Annotated in this window: 15 protein-coding genes and 1 pseudogene; 4 read left to right on the top strand and 12 right to left on the bottom strand. The window is 66.3% G+C overall.

Annotation, left to right across the window (positions count from 1 at the left end; translation table 11 throughout):
* Positions 1–59: 59 nt before the first annotated feature.
* From AC1D14_RS16945 to AC1D14_RS16915, 7 genes are all read right to left on the bottom strand, one after another.
* Positions 60–1,565, bottom strand: coding sequence for an NAD-dependent succinate-semialdehyde dehydrogenase (locus AC1D14_RS16945; RefSeq protein ID WP_476968857.1), 1,506 nt, complete (start codon positions 1,563–1,565; stop codon positions 60–62).
* Positions 1,566–1,709: 144 nt separating this feature from the next.
* Positions 1,710–2,531 carry an HpcH/HpaI aldolase family protein gene (locus tag AC1D14_RS16940; protein WP_476968856.1) on the bottom strand — a complete coding sequence of 274 codons (822 nt, stop codon included), beginning with the start codon at positions 2,529–2,531 and terminating at the stop codon, positions 1,710–1,712.
* Positions 2,516–3,301 (bottom strand): 2-oxo-hept-4-ene-1,7-dioate hydratase, encoded by a 786-nt coding sequence (gene hpaH, locus AC1D14_RS16935; RefSeq protein ID WP_476968855.1) that lies wholly within the window; start codon positions 3,299–3,301, stop codon positions 2,516–2,518. Before hpaH ends, AC1D14_RS16940 begins: the two co-directional genes overlap by 16 nt.
* 88 nt (positions 3,302–3,389) lie before the next feature.
* A complete protein-coding gene (hpaD, locus tag AC1D14_RS16930; RefSeq protein ID WP_476968854.1) occupies positions 3,390–4,484 on the bottom strand; it encodes a 3,4-dihydroxyphenylacetate 2,3-dioxygenase in 1,095 nt (364 codons plus the stop codon).
* A 49-nt stretch (positions 4,485–4,533) separates the two neighbouring features.
* Positions 4,534–6,048 (bottom strand): 5-carboxymethyl-2-hydroxymuconate semialdehyde dehydrogenase, encoded by a 1,515-nt coding sequence (gene hpaE / locus AC1D14_RS16925; protein WP_230117744.1) that lies wholly within the window; start codon positions 6,046–6,048, stop codon positions 4,534–4,536.
* 11 nt (positions 6,049–6,059) lie between these two features.
* A complete protein-coding gene (locus tag AC1D14_RS16920; protein ID WP_476968853.1) occupies positions 6,060–6,782 on the bottom strand; it encodes a GntR family transcriptional regulator in 723 nt (240 codons plus the stop codon).
* On the bottom strand, positions 6,779–8,263 hold the full coding sequence (locus AC1D14_RS16915; protein ID WP_476968852.1) for a fumarylacetoacetate hydrolase family protein: 1,485 nt from the start codon (positions 8,261–8,263) through the stop codon (positions 6,779–6,781). Before AC1D14_RS16915 ends, AC1D14_RS16920 begins: the two co-directional genes overlap by 4 nt.
* A gap of 224 nt (positions 8,264–8,487) precedes the next feature.
* Between AC1D14_RS16915 and AC1D14_RS16910 the strand changes: the two genes are divergently transcribed.
* Entirely contained in the window at positions 8,488–10,398 is a 1,911-nt protein-coding gene (locus tag AC1D14_RS16910; RefSeq protein ID WP_476968851.1) for an FAD-binding monooxygenase, read from the top strand.
* Between the two features lie 117 nt (positions 10,399–10,515).
* Here AC1D14_RS16910 and AC1D14_RS16905 read toward each other — a convergent pair whose 3' ends face one another.
* Positions 10,516–10,998, bottom strand: a complete 483-nt coding sequence (locus tag AC1D14_RS16905) for a hypothetical protein (RefSeq protein ID WP_230117740.1) — start codon at positions 10,996–10,998, stop codon at positions 10,516–10,518.
* Between the two features lie 435 nt (positions 10,999–11,433).
* Between AC1D14_RS16905 and AC1D14_RS16900 the strand changes: the two are divergent.
* From AC1D14_RS16900 to AC1D14_RS16890, 3 genes and pseudogenes are all read left to right on the top strand, one after another.
* Positions 11,434–11,897: pseudogene (locus AC1D14_RS16900) on the top strand (phosphatase PAP2 family protein).
* Positions 11,898–11,997: 100 nt separating this feature from the next.
* Complete coding sequence (locus AC1D14_RS16895; protein WP_230117738.1) at positions 11,998–12,369, top strand: ArsR/SmtB family transcription factor; 372 nt, start codon at positions 11,998–12,000, stop codon at positions 12,367–12,369.
* Positions 12,344–12,814, top strand: a complete 471-nt coding sequence (locus AC1D14_RS16890) for an SRPBCC family protein (protein ID WP_476881579.1) — start codon at positions 12,344–12,346, stop codon at positions 12,812–12,814. Before AC1D14_RS16895 ends, AC1D14_RS16890 begins: the two co-directional genes overlap by 26 nt.
* Before the next feature lie 102 nt (positions 12,815–12,916).
* Here the strand turns inward: AC1D14_RS16890 and AC1D14_RS16885 are convergent, their stop codons facing one another.
* The 4 genes from AC1D14_RS16885 to AC1D14_RS16870 form a co-directional block, all read right to left on the bottom strand.
* Positions 12,917–14,002, bottom strand: a complete 1,086-nt coding sequence (locus tag AC1D14_RS16885; protein ID WP_230117736.1) for a glycoside hydrolase family 16 protein — start codon at positions 14,000–14,002, stop codon at positions 12,917–12,919.
* A gap of 395 nt (positions 14,003–14,397) precedes the next feature.
* Positions 14,398–15,807 (bottom strand): aldehyde dehydrogenase family protein, encoded by a 1,410-nt coding sequence (locus tag AC1D14_RS16880; RefSeq protein ID WP_476968850.1) that lies wholly within the window; start codon positions 15,805–15,807, stop codon positions 14,398–14,400.
* A gap of 69 nt (positions 15,808–15,876) precedes the next feature.
* Complete coding sequence (locus AC1D14_RS16875) at positions 15,877–17,196, bottom strand: flavin monoamine oxidase family protein (protein ID WP_230120085.1); 1,320 nt, start codon at positions 17,194–17,196, stop codon at positions 15,877–15,879.
* Between the two features lie 13 nt (positions 17,197–17,209).
* Positions 17,210–17,542: a cupin domain-containing protein gene (locus AC1D14_RS16870; RefSeq protein ID WP_230120086.1), complete on the bottom strand. Its 333-nt coding sequence runs from the start codon at positions 17,540–17,542 to the stop codon at positions 17,210–17,212.
* Positions 17,543–17,572 lie beyond the last annotated feature (30 nt).

Below are 17,572 nucleotides of genomic sequence, written 5' to 3'. Positions count from 1 at the left end.
TTTCCTGCGGGCACGTCGGTGTGTCCCGCTAGCGGTGGCTTTTGACGAAGTCCAGAAAGTCAGGAAGCGTACGGGTCGGCGATGCCGATGTACTGCGTGGTGGTGTATTCGGCGATGCCTTCGGAGCCGCCTTCACGCCCGAGCCCGGAGTGCTTGACGCCGCCGAACGGAGCGGCGGCGTTGGAGATGACGCCGGCGTTGAAGCCAACCATGCCGAACTCGATCTGTTCGGCCACACGGAGCAGCCGGTTGAAGTCCCGGCTGTAGACGTAGGACGCCAGACCGTATTCGGTGGCGTTGGCGAGCCGGATGGCGTCCAATTCGGTGGTGAAGGTGGTGACGGGAGCCACCGGCCCGAAGATCTCCTGGCGCAGGATCTCGGCGTCATTCGGCACGTTGGCCAGCACCGTGGGCTGGTAAAAGTAGCCGGCGCCCGTTACCGGTGCGCCGCCGGTAACCGCCGTGGCGCCGGCCTCGACGGCGGCACTCACTAGTGCGTGCACGTCGTCACGGGCGCCGGCGTCGATCAGCGGGCCGACCTTGGTGTCCGGTTCCGTGCCACGCCCGGTGACCAGGGCTCCCATGGCAGCGGCGAATTTTTGTGTGAACTCGGCTGCCACAGATTCCTGGACCAGGAAGCGGTTGGCGGCGGTGCAGGCTTCGCCCATGTTCCGCATCTTGGCGGCCATGGCTCCTTCCACGGCCTTGTCCAGGTCGGCGTCCTCGAACACGAGGAACGGGGCGTTGCCGCCGAGTTCCATGGAGGTGCGCAGGACATTCTGCGCGGCGTCGGCCATGAGGCGCTTGCCCACCGGGGTGGAGCCGGTGAAGGAGACCTTCCGCAGCCGGGAGTCCCTCAGCAGCGGTCCGGATATCCCGGAGGCGGACGAGGAGGAGACGACGTTCAGGACGCCGGCGGGCAGGCCGGCATCAAGCATGGTCTGCGCGAAGTACTGGGCGGTGAGCGGGGTGAGCTTGGCCGGCTTGAGGACCATGGTGCAGCCGGCTGCGACGGCGGGGGCGACCTTGCGGGTGGCCATGGCGAGCGGGAAGTTCCAGGGGGTGATGAGCAGGCAGGGGCCCACGGGCTTGTGCTGGACCAGGACCTTGTTCTTGCCCTCCGGTGTGGTGAGGTAGCGGCCGTAATCACGGACGGTTTCCTCGGAGAACCAGCGCAGGAACTCGGCGCCGTAGGTGACTTCGCCGCGGGCTTCTGCCAGGGGCTTGCCCATTTCCAGGGTCATCAGCAGGGCGAAGTCCTCGGCCCGTTCGGTCACGAGGTCAAAGGCACGGCGCAGAATTTCGGCACGTTCACGCGGCGCCGTCCGGGCCCAGGACACCTGGGCCTTGTCCGCGGCGTCGAGAGCGGCGACGGCATCCTCGCTCGTGGCGGAGGCCAGGGTGGCGAGTACCTCCCCGGTGGCGGGGTCGTGCACGTCGAACGTGCCGCCGTCGGACGCCTGCCGCCACTGCCCGCCAATCAGCAGGCCGGTGGGGACGGAGGCGAGAAGATCAGTCTCACGGGAGGGTGAGATGGCAGGGGGGAGTGCGGGCGAAGTGGTCATGCGGGAGTCTCCTCAGAAAGTTTTAGGCGGGGTTTCGACAGGCTCAACCGGCGGAAGCGGTTTCGGCAGGTTCTACCAGGGGAAGCGGTTTCGGCAGGTTCTACCAGGGGAAGCGGTTTCGACAGGTTCAACCAGCGGTTCGAGTCAGTAGCTGGTCGGGGTTTCAGCAGGCTCAGTTACCGCGTCCCGCGTGATGTACTCGGCGGCTAGTGCTTCGGAGCCGCGGGCCAGGATTGCCACGTCGGCGCCCACCAGAACAAACGCGGCGCCAGCCGCCAGGTAGCTGCGGGCGGTGTCCGGGCTGAAGGCGTTCACGCCGGCGGGTTTGCCCGCCGTGTTGGCGGCGGCGATGCAGTGTTCGACGGCGGCGCGCACCTTTGGGTGTTCCTGCTGTCCCAGCAGGCCCATCGAGGCGGCGAGGTCTGACGGTCCCAGGAAGATGGCGTCCACACCGTCCACCGCCAGGATGTCCTCCACCGCGGCAACGGCGGATTCGGATTCGATCTGCACGGTCACGCTCACCGTTTCGGAGGCGCGGGCCAGGTAGTCCGGAATGCGGTTCCACCGGGCGGCGCGGGCCAGCGCGGAGCCGACCCCGCGGACGCCGTGCGGCGGGTAACGGGTGGCGGCGACGGCAGCTTCGGCCTCGGCCCCTGAGTTCACCATGGGGACCAGCAGGTTCTGGGCGCCGAGGTCCAGATACTGCTTGATCACCACGGTGTCGTTGACCGGGGGACGGACCAGGGTCTGGACGGGGTAGCCGTGCACTGCCTGGAGCTGGGCCAGGATTGATTCCAGGCCGTTGGGGCTGTGTTCGGCGTCGATCAGGAGCCAGTCCAGGCCTGCCCCGGCGCAGATCTCGGCCACGAGCGGGCTGCCGGAACAGACCCACATGCCGGCGAGCGGCCTGTCCGCGGCTGCCAAGGCGTCTCGGAATGTTGCATCGGGTTCTACTCGAATCGGCACGTGATGCTCCCGAGGGGTCCGTAATCGGCGTGGACGGTGTCACCCTTGAAGACCCACAGCGGTCGGGTGAAAGAGCCGGCGAGGATGATGTCCCCGGCCTTCATGCCGTCGCCGTGGGCGGCAATCTTGTTGGCGAGCCAGTGCACGCCCGCGGCGGGATGGTCCAGGACGCCGGCGGCCACGCCGGTCTCTTCCACCGTCTGGTTCTTGTAGAGGATCGCGGATATCCAGCGGAGGTCGACGGCGTCCGGGCGGACGGGATTGCCGCCCACCACCATGGCGCCCATGGCCGCGTTGTCCGCGATGGTGTCCACGATGGTCCGGCCCTCCATCTCGATCCGGGAGTCCAGGATTTCGAGCGCCGGGACCACGTAGTCGGTGGCGTTGAGGACGTCGAAGATGGTGCAGCCGGGGCCGGAGAGGTCCTGCTTGAGCACGAACGCGAGCTCCACCTCGACCCGCGGGTGTGTGTACCTGTCCCACTGAACGGAGCAGCCGGTTTCGAGGACCATGTCGTCGAAAATCGCGCCGTAGTCGGGTTCGGTGATGCCCGTGGCCGCCTGCATCGCCTTGGACGTGAGGCCGATCTTGCGGCCCACGAGCTTCCGGCCGGCTTCCTCGTTCCGCCGCCGCCACAGCTGCTGCACGGCGTAGGAATCCTCCACCGTCATGTCCGGGTAGCGGGCGGTCAGGCGCGGCACCGGCGTCCGGCTGCGGCCGGCCTCCACGAGTTCGTCGGCGATCGCCTCGATTGTTTTCGGGTCAAGCATTCATGCGCTCCTCAATGGTGGGCAGGTCAGTCCGTAGGACGGCTGCCGGCCCCGCACGCCATGGCGCGGGGCCGGCAGCGCTGTCTGGCTAGACCTGCGCCCCGAGTTTGAACCCCTCGGCGTCGGCTCCGTCTTTGCGCGTGTAGGAGAAACCGTCGGCGCCCACGGTGACGGCCATCTCCGAGGCGTCGGTGCGCTCGATGACGGGCTGAGGATTGCCGTCCAGGTCAAGGACCAGGGACGCCTCGGTGTACCAGGACGGGACGACGGGGTTGCCCCACCAGTCGCGGCGCTGGTTGTCGTGGACGTCCCAGGTCACCACGGGGTTGTCGGGGTCGCCGGTGTAGTAGTCCTGGGTGTAGATCTCGATGCGGTGGCCGTCCGGGTCCAGGATGTAGAGGTAGAACGCGTTGGAGACGCCGTGCCGGCCGGGGCCGCGCTCGATCCGGTCGCTGATGCGCAGGGCGCCCATCTTGTCGCAGATCTGGATGATGTTGTGCTTCTCATGCGTGGCGAATGCGACGTGGTGCATGCGCGGGCCGTTGCCGCCCGTCAGTGCGGTGTCGTGCACGGTCTGCTTGCGGTGCATCCACACGGCATAGGTGACGCCGTCTGAGTCCTGGATGTCCTCGGAGACGCGGAAGCCAAGATCCTCGAGGTATTTGCGGCCGCGCGGAACGTCGGGGGTGACCTGGTTGAAGTGGTCCAGCCGGACCAGTTCCCCGGCGGAGTAGAGGTCGTAGCGCTGGGTGAGGCGCTCCACGTGCTCGGTCTCGTAAAAGAACTCATAGGGGAAGCCCAGCGGGTCCTCCACGCGGACGGAGTCGCCGATGCCCTTGGTGAAGCCATCCTTGCGGCGTTCGGTGCGGCAGCCCAGTTCCTTGTAGTAGGCCTCGGCGGCGTCCACCTCGGCGGGGGACTTCACCCGGTAGGCAAAGGCGGCGACGGCGGCGATCGGCCCCTTGCGCAGGACCAGGTTGTGGTGGATGAACTCCTCGAGGGAGCGCAGGTAGATGGTGCTCTCGTCTTCCTCGGTGACGTGCAGGCCGAGGACGTCCACGTAGAACTCGCGGGACTTGGCGAGGTCGGTGACCACGATTTCCATGTAGGCGCAGCGGACGATGTCAGGCGCCGGTACGGAAGGTTTGGGGATGATGTTGTCCTGTGAAATTTGGTGGTTCATGGGATTCTCTCTTCTTTGAAAGGGGTCTGGTTGGGCGCCGACGAAAGACTTAGGCGCCGAATTTCGGGGTGTGAACGGTGCCGAGCGTGATGTGCACGGCCTGCTGGTCGGTGTAGAAGTCGATGGAGCGGTAGCCGCCCTCGTGGCCCAGCCCGGAGGCCTTGACGCCGCCGAACGGGGTGCGCAGGTCGCGGACGTTGTGGCTGTTCAGCCACACCATCCCGGCTTCCACGTTCTGGGAGAAGTTGTGGGCCCGGGTGAGGTTCTGGGTCCAGATGTAGGCCGCCAGGCCGTAACGGGTGTTGTTCGCCAAAGCCAGCGCTTCGTCGTCGTTCTCGAACGGCGTGATGGCGACGACGGGGCCGAAGATCTCCTCCTGGAAGATCCGGGCGTCCGGGGCGACGTCGGCGAACACGGTGGGGGCGATGTAGTTGCCCTCGGGCAGGTGCTCCGGGCGTCCGCCGCCGGCCAGGAGCCGGCCTTCTGACTTGCCGATCTCCACGTAGGAGGCCACTTTGTCGTAGTGCTCGGGATGGACCAGGGCACCGACCTGGGTCTTGGGATCGTGCGGATCGCCGACCACGATTTTCTTTGCGCGGGCCGCGTACTTTTCGCAGAACTCGTCGTAGATGGCTCGTTCGACGAGGATGCGGGAGCCGGCGGTGCAGCGCTCCCCGTTGAGGGAGAACACGCCGAACAGCGCGGAGTCGATCGCGGCGTCGAGGTCGGCGTCGGCGAACACGACGCACGGGGACTTGCCGCCAAGTTCCATGGACAGGCCCTTGAGGTTGGCCGCGGCGTTGCGGAAGATCGTCTGCCCCGTGGTGGTCTCGCCGGTGAAGGAGATCAGCGGGACGTCCGGGTGCTTGACCAGCGCGTCGCCTGCCTCCTCACCGAGGCCGTTGACCAGGTTGAAGACGCCGTCCGGCAGGCCCGCGTCCTTGAAGATCTGTGCCCAGAGCGAGGCCGAGAGCGGGGTGAACTCGGCCGGCTTGAGGACCACGGTGTTGCCGGTCGCCAGTGCAGGGGCGAGCTTCCAGGACTCCAGCATGAACGGCGTGTTCCACGGCGTGATGAGGCCGGCGACGCCGATCGGCTTGCGGTTCACGTAGTTGATCTGCGAGCCGGGGACCTTCATGGCGTCGTCGAACTGGGCCACGATCAGGTCCGCGAAGAAGCGGAAGTTCTCGGCTGCACGGAGGGCCTGGCCCTTCGCCTGGGTGATGGGCAGGCCGGTGTCGAAGGTCTCCAGTTCTGCGAGCCGTTCCTCCTGGGCCTCGACGGCGTCCGCGATCCGGTTCAGGACGCGCGCGCGCTCGCGGGGCTTCATCTTAGGCCACGGGCCGTTGGTGAAGGCTTCGCGGGCGGCGGCAACAGCGAGCTCGATGTCCTCTTTCTGGCCCGCGGCGGCGGTGGCGTAGTTGGTGTTGGAGACCGGGTCCAGGACGTCGAAGGTTTTGCCGCCCACGGAATCGACAAATTCGCCGTTGATGTAGTGCTGGATGTGGGTGGGAAGATCCTGCGGAACGTAGTGGGCCGTGGTTTCTGCGGCAGTGAACGTCATTGTTACTTTCCTTACTGCTGGGAGGTCTGCGGGGTCGGGTGGTCGGCTGCAGCGGCCTGCACTGCTGCCGGGGTTTGGGCCAGGTAGGCGTCCAGTGTGGCGCTGCGGTGCAGGCGGGCCGCCTTTTCTATGTCGTCGGCACTGGCGCCGGTTTCGACGAGCCGGAGCAGGGCTTCGTGTTCGGCCACTGAGTCATGAGCGCGGCCGGGGACGAAGCGGAACGTGGAGGACCGCAGGGACGCGAGCCGGTTCCAGCCCCGGTGGACAAGGTCCAGGATGTGCGGGTTGGGGCAGTGCTCGAACAGGACGCTGTGGAAGTCCTGGTTCAGCCGGGTGAACCGGACGGGGTCGAAGTGTTCCAGGCATTCGCGCATCTCGGCGTTCACTGCCCGGGCACGGGCAATGTCAGCCTCCCCGATCAGCGGGGCGGACAGTGCGGTGGCGGCGCCCTCGACGATGCTCAGGGTCTGCATCGTGTAGAGGTACTCGGTGGGGTCGATCCCGGACACGGTGGCGCCGACGTTCCGTTCGAACTTGACCAGCCCTTCGGCTTCGAGCCGGCGGATGGCTTCGCGGACCGGAACCACGCTGACCCCGAGGTCCTCGGCGATCTTGGCGAGAACCAGCCGGTAGCCGGGGGAGTAGGTCCCGTCCACGATCCGGGCCTTGACGGCCGCGTAGGCCTGTTCTGATTTGCTGCCTGTGCGCATGCCTGCAGTGGCTGTTTCAGTCATTTGGTGCCCGCTTCCCATTCCTCGTAGCGTGCCCGCCATTCGGCGTTGAGCGGGTAGAGGCCGTCCACGCTGTGGCCCTGCTGCACCATTTCGGCGATGAAGACTTCCTCGCGTTCCTGGGCGATCGAATCGTCCGCGAGCTCTACGGCCAGGGCCGGCGGGATGACCAGGATGCCATCAGAGTCAGCCACGATGATGTCTCCGGGCTGCACGGTGGTGCCGCCGCAGGCGATGGTGATGTCCGTGTCCCAGGGAATGTGCCGGCGGCCCAGGACGGCCGGGTGCGGGTTGGAATAGTAGGTGGGCATGTTCATGGCGGCCACCGCGGAGAAGTCACGGACCCCGCCGTCGGTGATGATGGCTGCGGCACCGCGGACCTGGGCGCGGAGGGCTAGGATGTCGCCGATGGTGCCGGTGCCCTTCTCGCCGCGGGCTTCCATGACGAGGATCTCGCCCTCGTTGACCGAATCGATCGCCTTCTTCTGCGCGTTGAAGCCGCCGCCGTGGGTCTTGAAGAGGTCCTCGCGGTTGGGCACGTAGCGCAGGGTCCGGGCGAGGCCCACGATCCGCCTTTCCGGCCGGGTGGAGCTGAGGCCGTCGATGCTGACGTTGTTCAGGCCCCGCTTGCGCAGCTGGGAGGACAGCGTGGCGGTGCAGACGCTCTCTAGCTTGGCCTTCAGCTCCGGCGTCAGTACCGACACCGTCGCCGCCCCGGTTGCCAGACCGGCGGCTTCCCGGGAGCCGTAGGCTTCCTCCCGCTGGAGATCATCCGTCTTGGGCCGTGCACCAAAATCGGCGAACGGCGTCGTACCTTCCTCCACCCGGGTGACCAGACGGCCGGTGGCGAGGCCGGCGCCGCCGGTTCCCGCCGTCGTCGTACTGACTTCAACCTCGACGACGTCGCCTGGCTTGGCAACGGAGGCGCCGGCCGGCGTGCCGGTAAGGATGATGTCGCCCTCTTCGAGCGTGAGCAGCTGCGAAAGATCAGCGACGAGCCGGGCGAAAGGAAACAACAGGTCTTCGGTGGTGTCGTCCTGGACCAGCTCGCCGTTGTGCCAGGTACGGATGCGCAAGCCGGCCGGGTCGACGGCGTCCGCGGCGATGAGTCCGGGGCCGACGGGAGTGAAGCCGTCGCCGCCCTTGGACCGGACGTTGGAGCCCTTATCCGCATAACGGAGGTCGTAGACGCCGAGGTCGTTGCTCGCCGTGACCCATTCGACGTGGCTCCAGGCGTCCTCCACTCCTATACGACGGGCAGGCTTGCCGATAATCAGGGCGATCTCGCCTTCGTAGCCGAGGAGTTCGCAGCCGGCAGGGCGTTCCACCGTTGAGCCGCTGAGGGCCAGGGAGGAGGATGGCTTCAGGAAGTAAGACGGCTGTTCCGGAGTGCGGCCGCGCTGGGCTGCCCGGCTGGGGTAGTTGATGTGCACCGCGATGACCTTGCGGGCCGCGGCCAGGATGTGGTCGGTGACCTGTTCCAAGAGTTACTCCTCATCGAGTACGAAATCGTATACAATCACTATTGCCTAGGAGCCACCGAACGTCAACCCCTGATTTCTCGGGCGTTTTCAAGGGCACTTGTAACGCAGGTCATATCTGCGTACAGTTTTGAATCATCCAAAGATTTCTATTATAGAACGATTAGTTCTGATATCGAACACAATTGACTGCCCTAAACAGCCACACAACGAAGTGAGGAATCCCCGTGCATTTCCACCATCACGGTTACGTATCCGGTGACCCGCGATTCCAGCCGGCCGCCGGTGTCGGCATCAACCGGCCCACGGAGCTTCCCGACGAGGTCGACGTGCTGATCGTGGGCACCGGGCCAGCAGGCATGCTCACGGCCGCGCAGCTGTCCCAGTTCCCCGGCATCACCACCCGCATCGTGGAGCGCCGCGGCGGGAGGCTCGAGATCGGTCAGGCCGACGGCATCCAGGCCCGGAGCGTCGAAACCTTCCAGGCCTTCGGCTTTGCGGAGCGGATCATCGCCGAGGCCTACCGGATCACCGAAATGGCGTTCTGGAAGCCGGACCCCCAGAACCCCTCAAACATCGTCCGGGCCGCCCGCACGCTCGACGACCCGGCCGGGATCAGCGAATTCCCGCATCTCATCGTCAACCAGGCCCGTGTGCTGGACTACTTCGCCGATGTCATGGCGAAAGCCCCAACGCGCATGTCGCCGGACTACGGCTACGAGTTCCGCGGGCTGGAAGTCGGCGAGGGGGAGTACCCGGTCACAGTGACGCTTGCTCACACGTCCGGCCCCGACGAGGGCAAGGAGCGTGTGGTCCGGGCCAAGTACGTTGTGGGCGCGGATGGTGCGCGGAGCAAGGTGCGGGAGTCGATCGGCTGCACCATGGCAGGAGACCAGGCCAACCACGCCTGGGGGGTTATGGACGTGCTCGCCACCACGGACTTCCCCGATATCCGCCTCAAGTGCGCCATCCAGTCCCATGACGGCGGCAGCATCCTGCTGATCCCGCGCGAGGGTGGCCATCTCTTCCGCATGTACGTCGACCTCGGCGAGGTGGCTGCGGACGACCGTGGGGCCGTCCGCAAGACCACCATCGAGCAGATCATCGCCAAGGCCAACGCGATCGTCCATCCCTACACCGTCGACGTCCGCAATGTGGCGTGGCACAGCGTCTATGAGGTGGGTCACCGCCTTACCGACAGGTTCGACGACGTCCTCCCGGACCAGCGCGGCACCCGCACGCCGCGGGTGTTCATTACCGGTGATGCCTGCCACACGCACAGCGCCAAGGCCGGCCAGGGAATGAACGTCTCCATGCAGGATGGCTTCAACCTGGGGTGGAAGCTCGGCCACGTCATCGAGGGCCGCAGTCCGGAGAGCCTGCTGTCCACGTACTCGGCCGAGCGCCAGGTCGTCGCGAAGAACCTTATCGACTTCGACAAGGAGTGGTCCACACTCATGGCGAAGAAGCCGGAGGAATTCGACAACCCCTCCGAGCTCGAGGACTTCTACGTCAGCACCGCCGAATTCCCGGCAGGGTTCATGACCCAGTATTCCCCCTCAATGCTCATCGCCGAGTCCGCACACCAAGACCTGGCCACCGGCTTCACCATCGGGAAGCGCTTCAAGTCCGCGCCCGTCGTGCGTGTCTGCGACACAAACCCGCTGCAGCTCGGGCACCAAGCCACTGCCGACGGCCGGTGGCGCATCTACGTCTTTGCCGACCCGGCCGCGGCCGGCGCCCCGTCGCCCGTGGCCGACTTTGCCGAGTGGATCGCGAACTCACCCGACTCGCCGCTGTCCGCAACGCCGTCGGGAGCCGACCGTGACGCATGGTTCGACGTGAAGGTGATCTACCAGCAGGACCACACGAACATCGACATCGGCACCGTCCCGGCGGTGTTCAAGCCGGAGGTCGGTCCGTTCCAGCTCACCTATCTCGAGAAGGTCTACGCCACCGATCCGGCGGCGGACATCTTCGAACTGCGCGGCATCGACCGCGGCGGGGTCGTCGTGGTGGTGCGCCCGGACCAGTACGTAGCGAACGTCCTGCCCTTGACGGCGACGGCGGAACTCGCCGCTTTCTTCGCGCCCCTCCTGCGAGCAGGCAAGCGCGTCCCCGAATTCCTGGACCACTGAGTAAACCGGCTCCTTATCCACTTATGAACTGCAGGCTGCGCCCATTCGGGTGCAGCCTGCAGTGTCGGTGGCCGGAGCCGGCCGGGGACGCAGGGCGGGACATCCAGCGCCGGGCGTCTAACCTGCTGATGGCTCCGGGTCCAGTGCCCGCAGCGCGGCCGCCGCGGTGATCCCGTAGGCCAGATGCGGGAAGATATCGCTTAGCCAGTCCGTACGGGACCACGTGCGGGGGTCGGTCACTCCGAGCGCGGTCATGGGGCCATTGCCGACGACGAGCGCCCCGGCCGTGGCGGCCAGACAAGTACCGAGAGGACCGGGCCGGTATCCGGCCCCGCGGACCAGCCCGAGAACGGCACCGACGCTGATTCCCGCCATGAGGCCCATCAATGGCCCCAATCCGGCTATGCGGTTCGTGCGTTCGTCCTCGGTGCCCGGGATCGGAATGCCAGTGACGTCCGCAAGCTTCTTCACGGTGGCTTCGGGAGTGCTGCTGGCGGCGCGGGCCCGCCAGACCATGTCCAGGTACGCGACGGTGTTCAGGGCGGTAGTGCCTGCGGCTCCCGCCAGAGCCCCGGCGGCAAGAGCTCCTTTGATGGTCATGATTTCGGCTCGTGGGCCGCGCTGTTGTCCCGGATCATGGATCCTCCCTCGCTGGTCACGGGGACGATGTCTTAGGGGCCGTCCCTGTCGTCATTTGTCATGGTGCTCCCCGAAGCGCTCGGGGGCAAGAGGCGACGGTTCGGCTGGCGCGTCCCGTCCGGCCGCAGCTACGGATTAATCCCGGGCAGGCAACAACCGCTTCGGCGTCAGTGCGCTGACCCCCCCATGTTAGTGGCCTCCGGCAACCTTTTCTTGAGGGCTGCCCCAACTTTTTCCAAGCCGGGGCTGTCATTGTGGCAGTGCCCCGGACGCTGCTGCCTGGCTCGGCGACCGCTTTGGGCCTGATTTGCTTCTTCGTCTGGGTGTCCGGGTCGGTGGACTCCCGCGCTGGATGTCCTGGTCACTGCCTACGCCTTCTTCGGTGACACGGTTGGGATGCCAGTTCTTGTCGTGACTGCCGCAGGGATACTGGCCATCAGGTGGAAGTCCTGGATCCCGGCAACCCACATAGTCACTGCATCGGCCGGTTCGCTGCTGATGACGATCGTCGGCAAGCGGCTCGTGGTCCGCATCCGCCCACCTCTGCTCGAGGCTGTACCGCCCTATGATTTCTCCGCCTCGTTTCCCAGCGGGCATGCGTTGAACTGGGTTGTCATCGCTGGCATGATCGCCTACTTGATCACGCTGCGCGTGGATAGGACGCGGAGCCGTGTGCTCGCCGCCTCCGTTGCGGTCCTGTTCGCCGTGACCATGGGCCTCAGCGGGTCTACCTCGGCCACCACTGGCTCACTGATGTCCTGGCGGGTTGGGCGCTGGGTGGGGCTTGGCTCGTAATCGTCATTACTGCCTACCGTGTGTACAAACGAGGTGGCGGGCAGGCCATCGAGCAGGTTCAGTAGGCAAGGCGTCCTGCGGAACCCTTGACAGCGGGACCCACGGAGCACATATTTAACGTATTAGTTAATTAGCAAAAGCGTTAAGTATAAAAGGCGCCCTCTGATGTCATCCGACCGGCTCAGCCTCATCTTCTCGGCGCTCGCCGACTCCACTCGCAGGGCGATCCTGGCCCGGCTGGCGGAGGGCGAAGCCACCGTCAATCAGCTGGCCGAGCCCTTCGACATCAGCCTTCCGGCGATCTCCCGCCACCTTAAGGTGCTCGAAACCGCCGGTCTGATCACCCGGAGCCGGAATGCGCAATGGCGCTCCTCGAAGCTCGAGGCCGCACCGCTGCGCGAGGCCGCCGAATACATGGACAGGTACAGGCGCTTTTGGGACGACAGCTTCAGCCGTCTCGATGCGCATTTGCGAAAGATCCAACAAGATCCGAAGAATCAGGAGTCAGGCAATGAACACCCAAGAGAACACCACTGAGTCCCACACCCTCACCATGACCAGGGAGTTTGATGCTCCCCGCGAACTGGTCTTCAAAGCCTTCACTGATCCGGACCAGCTCGCCGCATGGTTCGGCCCGGAGGGAGTGGACTCGCCCCGGGAGCGGATCGTCGTCGAACCCCGTGTCGGCGGAGCCTGGCAGCTGGTCATGGCCTGGGACGAGGACGGCGTCGCCAAGGAGGGGCCCATCGACGCCGTGATCTCCGCCTACGACCCGCCGTCGCTGCTGGTGGCCACGCAGAGGGCAGAGCCCGACACCGGCACCACCCGCCAAGTCGAAATGCGACTTGAGTTCGAGGACCTCGGAGGAGGCCGGACCCGGCTGCACCTTACGCAGGGCCCGTTCGACAGTACCGAATGGGTGGACATGACGCGCGAGGGCTGGGGTACCTCGTTTACCAAGCTCGACAAGGTGCTGGCCTAGACCCTGCCACGGCAGGGGCGGCTCGCAGCCGGCCACAAAGAAAGGATGCCGGCACCCTCGCGGGCGCCGGCATCCTGCCTGGCTGATTTTGTCGGTGCTGGCCTACTTGTAGACGCGCACCCAGTCGACCTGCATCTGCGACGGTGACGTGGCGGAGCCGTCAGGGAACCAGTCGAGCTGAAGTGTCTGGTGCATGCCGACGGAGGGCTGGTGCGCCGGGTTCGTGTCGGTGAACGTCTTCACGCCGTCGATGTACCCGGTGATGCCGGCGGGGGTCCACTCCACCGCGTAGTTATGCCACTGCGTGCTATCCACCGGCTTCGCCATCGTGGTCTGGGCGCCGCCGCCGCAGGCATAGTGCAGGAAGAACTTCATCAGAGCGGTGTCCGAGGTGCTCTCGGCGTAATCGATCTCGGCGCAGTTCGGGGAAGCGTTGTTATTGGGCCAAAGGATAAGGACCGGATGGTATTCAGAGTCCCGGACGTTGGTCTTCATGCGCGTTTCCCAACGGCCGTACTTCTGCTGAGCGAACTTGGCTGACATGCCGCCCGTGGTTCCGGCGGAGTTGCCGCTCACGGTGGCCACACCGTTGCCGACCGACCAGGCCTGGGGGCTGCGGACGCCCTTGCCCGCGTGGCCTGAACCGTTGTAGACACCCCACTTCGTGCGGTCCGGAGCGCCGGCGTAGGAGAACTCATCGCCGGTAACAACCGGACCCCACCCGTGGGTGGTGGCAGCTTGGGTGCCGTTGCCCGCGGTGGCGACGGGTGCGGGGGCTGCCGGCGCCGGCTTGGCCGGTGCGACGGGTGCGGGAGCCGCAGGTGCCGGCTTTGACGGCGCGGGTGGAGCTGCCTTGACAGGGGCGGCTGCCTCCGCGGCCTTCGCCGCCACTGCCGTAGCGGGGGCAGCAGCAACGGGCGCTACCTGGCGCGCAGCAGTCTTGGCCACGGGCGCGGGGGCTGCTGCGGCGGGGACCTTCTCTGCCGCGCGCTTAGCGGTTGCCGCGGCGTGGGCGGTTTTTGCCTTGTTCGCGGCGGCGGACGCCGGCGCCTTGGCAGCAGCTGAGACTCCGGCCGTCGGGGCCGTCGCAGCCGCGGCGGAGACAGCCGGGGCCGCGGAACCGGGCGCTGATGCCTGGTGGGTCGTTGCAGCGCCGCATCCGGTCAGGGACACGGCACCAATGGTCATTGCAATGGCTAGTTTTCTATTGAACAAAAGACCCTCCGGGGCATAGACAGGCGCACACGTATGTAACCACAACGAGGTGATGACCGCGTGGGGGAAGCTCTTTTCGGCCCCCCCTTGGCAGGGGGTCGTAGCGGCTGTATCGCCACTCGACGCTCCGGGCCCAGCATTCGGGCATCCGGGGCCCCTCTGGGGCCAGGTCCTCTGGACCAGTCGCCAACGTTACCGGTTCGTGACCATTGACTGCAAACCGAAACTGGTTGTTGTGACTCGGGGAGTAGCGTTAGCCGGCGTTCCCCGGCGGGTCTGGTTCCCGGCTGAAAATGGTTCGCGAGGACGAAGAAGAGCCGCCGTCGCATGGAGCGACGTCGGCTCTTCTGCCGAGGGTAGGTGACCCGTTAGCCGTTGATGACCTGGGGGATGCCGAGGGCTTTGAGGCCTTCGACGCCGAATTCCAGGCCGTACCCGGATTGTTTGGCGCCGCCGAAGGGGACGCGGGGGTCAACTGCGCCGTGCTTGTTGATCCACACGGTGCCGGCCTCGATGCGGGCTGCGACCGCACGTGCGCGGGCCGGATCGGAGGACCAGACCGAGGCGCCAAGCCCGACGTCGAGTCCGTTCGCTTTGGCGACGGCCTCGTCCACGGTGCGGTAGCGGATGATGGGCAGGGCCGGGCCGAACTGTTCCTCGGCCACGAGGGGGTTGTCGTTGTCGATGTCGGCGACCAGCGTSGTGGGGTAGAAGTAGCCCGGCTGRTCCATGGCCGGGTTGCCGCCGAGCAGCACGCGCGCGCCGGAATCCYTGGCKGCTTCMACGAGCCCTGCCACGATGTCGAACTGCTGCTTGTTCTGCAGCGGGCCCAGGACGTTGTTCTCGTCCAGCCCCACGCCCATGGGCATGGCGGCGGCGACGGCAGTGAGGGCCTCGCAGACGGCGTCGTAGATGTCGTCGTGGACGTAGAGGCGCTTGAGGGCCGCGCAGGTCTGGCCGGTGTTGATGAAGGCGCCCCAGAACAGGCCCTCTGCGATGGCCTGGGGGTCGGCATCGGGGAGGACGATGCCGGCGTCGTTGCCGCCAAGTTCCAGGGTGAGGCGCTTGACGGTGTCGGCGGAGGATTTGATGATTGCCTTGCCGGTGGCGGTGGAGCCGGTGAACATGACTTTGCCGATGGCGGGGTGTTCGGCCAGGCGGGCACCGACGTCGCGGCCGCCGGAGACGACCGTGAGGAGGCCTTCGGGGAGTTCCTCGTTGAGGACCTTGGCCAGGGCCAGGACGGACAGCGGGGTGTATTCGGACGGTTTGACCACCACGGCGTTGCCCATCCGCAGGGCGGGGGCGATCTGCCAGATGGTGATCATCATGGGCCAGTTCCACGGGCCGATSGCRCCGACGACGCCGATGGGCCGGTAGTGCAGTTCGGCGCGGGTTTCGCCGTCGTCCACGACGGTTTCCGCCTCCAGCGGCGTTCCGGCGGCGGCGCGCAGCCAGGCGGCGCAGGCGCCGACTTCGAAGCGGGCGTTGGGGCCGTTGAGCGGTTTTCCCTGCTCGCGGGAGAGCAGGCGGGCGAGTTCCTCGGCGGAGCGTTCGACGGCGTCGGCTGCCTTGAGCAGCGCGGAGCTCCGGGCGTCGTGGCCCAGCGCCGCCCACGCCGGCTGGGCGGCCGATGCGGCGGCTATGGCCTGCTCCAGGTCCTGGACGCTGTGGACCGGCGCCTCACCGACTGCTTCTCCGGTGGCGGGGTCAAGGATGGTCCGGGTTTCGCCGGACTCCGGGGTGATCGAGGCCAGCAGGGCATCGTAGGTTTCCATGGGGTACTCCACTAGTAGTCAAGCGATGGTCCTGCTCAGGTGGGCGGGACTGGGATTGGGTAGCGTATTTCAGCTGGCGCCGATGGGGGCGCGGGACTCTACGGCCAGTTGGTCCGCTACGGCTCTGGCTGCGTCGAGGCCGCTTTCGATCGCGCCGTCGATGAATCCTCCCCAGCCGTTGGCGAAGTCGGATCCGGCGAGGCGGACCCGGCCTTCTGGTCTTTGGAGTTCGGCCAGCGAACGGGTGAGGTACCAGGTGTAGTGCATTGGCCAGGTGGATCTGGAGTGTTCGTCGTCGATCCAGTTGTGACCGGCTATTTCGAGGACTTCCAGTCCTGGGACGAGGGAGTCGAGGTGACTTTGGGCAGCTACAGGGTCGTCGACATCGATGGCGGCGGCGTCAGGTCCAAAGCAGACGAGGGTGGTGCTGTCATGGTCAATGTATTCGGCCTGAGCGAAGTTGAGCGCCCCGTTTTCAGGGCCGAGGGCAACGAACCGCTCTTGGCGGCCTTTGACTTTGATCCACAGTTTGGCTCCCTGCCCGGCTTGGCCCTTGGCTGCCGCTGCCAGTTTGGCGGGAGAAAGAGCGGGCTGGATGTCCACGTCGTTCAGCACGCTCAGGGGCAGGGCAAGGACGATTTGCCGGGCCGCGTACTGTTGGCCGTCGGCGGTGTGGACGATGACGCCGGCGTTGTCCTGGGCGATGGAAACAACGTGCTGGTTCAGCCGCAGCTCCGCCGTGGAATCGGCAAGGATGGCCTCAGCGAGGCGGCGGGTGCCGCCGTCGATCTTGAAGCTGGCGCAGGCCTCGAACATGATCTGCCATGAGCCGGTCGCGACCGCGCACCAGCGCAGGGCCTGGGTGTAGGCGGCCTGGTCGAGCTTGCCGTTGAAGTTCAGTGTCCAGAAGGAGCGGAGGAGCTGGCGCTGCTCGTCGGGCAGGTCCAGCCGGTCGATGGCCTCGGAAAGGGTAATGCCGTCGATGTCCGCGACTCCTGGGCTGGACAGTGGCGACCAAGGAAGCGGGAAATAGTGGCGCGAGTCAGCCAGGAGGGCCTGGTTCGGGGCGTCGAGCAGTTCAAGCAGACTGTCCGCGCTGCCTTCGCGTAGCTGGCCGTTGGCGGTCCAGAAGGCCTTGGTGAACTCCGGCCCGGGGACGGGGTTGATCCCGTAGCGTCCCATTTCCGCCCAGACGTAAGGCTGGGTCCAGTGCACCCAGGTGCCGCCAAGTTCGAGGTTGCGGCCCAGCCGTTCGTCGAGGTGGGTGCGGCCTGCGATGCGGTCCCGGGCTTCGAGCAGGGTGGTGGTGTGGCCGCGACGCGAGAGTTCACGGGCGGCGGTGAGGCCGGCAAACCCGGCGCCCACAATGATGACATCGGAGGTTTCCACGGAGATTCTCCCCTTAGCTGTAGACGAAGAATTCGATGGTGGGTTCCAGGACGGTCCAGCGGGTCATCGCACCCTTGGAGAGGGAGGCCATGGACCCGGCTGTGAGGTCGAAGGTGTCGGCGCCCTTGACGTCGATGCGCAGGTGTCCGGAGACGATGTAGATGGTTTCGTCCTGGTCGATGGGCAGGTCGAAGGGTTCGGGCGCCTCCTCGGGCGTGACCTTCCAGATGCCGGAGCTCAGCGCGTCGTTGCCATTGTCGCCGGGGCGGAGAAGCCATTGCACATTCCCGAGTTCGAAGGGTTCGAAGGCTGCGTCGGTGTGCTGGGTGTGGAAGACCTGGGACATGATGTTGCTCCTTGAGTTTGTTGGCCGGAC

This window comes from Arthrobacter sp. P1_B11 (assembly GCF_056406715.1).
Note: the sequence above shows the minus strand (reverse complement) of the source record. Positions and strands in the feature narration are given on the sequence as shown.

Bases quoted from the DNA above. Each gene is read 5' to 3' on its own strand.
- AC1D14_RS16905 (WP_230117740.1), bottom strand. From the start codon at position 10,998: ATGACCATCAAAGGAGCTCTTGCCGCCGGGGCTCTGGCGGGAGCCGCA.
- AC1D14_RS16945 (WP_476968857.1), bottom strand. From the start codon at position 1,565: ATGACCACTTCGCCCGCACTCCCCCCTGCCATCTCACCCTCCCGTGAG.
- hpaH (WP_476968855.1), bottom strand. From the start codon at position 3,301: ATGCTTGACCCGAAAACAATCGAGGCGATCGCCGACGAACTCGTGGAG.
- hpaD (WP_476968854.1), bottom strand. From the start codon at position 4,484: ATGAACCACCAAATTTCACAGGACAACATCATCCCCAAACCTTCCGTA.
- hpaE (WP_230117744.1), bottom strand. From the start codon at position 6,048: ATGACGTTCACTGCCGCAGAAACCACGGCCCACTACGTTCCGCAGGAT.
- AC1D14_RS16885 (WP_230117736.1), bottom strand. From the start codon at position 14,002: ATGACCATTGGTGCCGTGTCCCTGACCGGATGCGGCGCTGCAACGACC.
- AC1D14_RS16890 (WP_476881579.1), top strand. From the start codon at position 12,344: ATGAACACCCAAGAGAACACCACTGAGTCCCACACCCTCACCATGACC.
- AC1D14_RS16895 (WP_230117738.1), top strand. From the start codon at position 11,998: ATGTCATCCGACCGGCTCAGCCTCATCTTCTCGGCGCTCGCCGACTCC.
- AC1D14_RS16870 (WP_230120086.1), bottom strand. From the start codon at position 17,542: ATGTCCCAGGTCTTCCACACCCAGCACACCGACGCAGCCTTCGAACCC.
- AC1D14_RS16920 (WP_476968853.1), bottom strand. From the start codon at position 6,782: ATGACTGAAACAGCCACTGCAGGCATGCGCACAGGCAGCAAATCAGAA.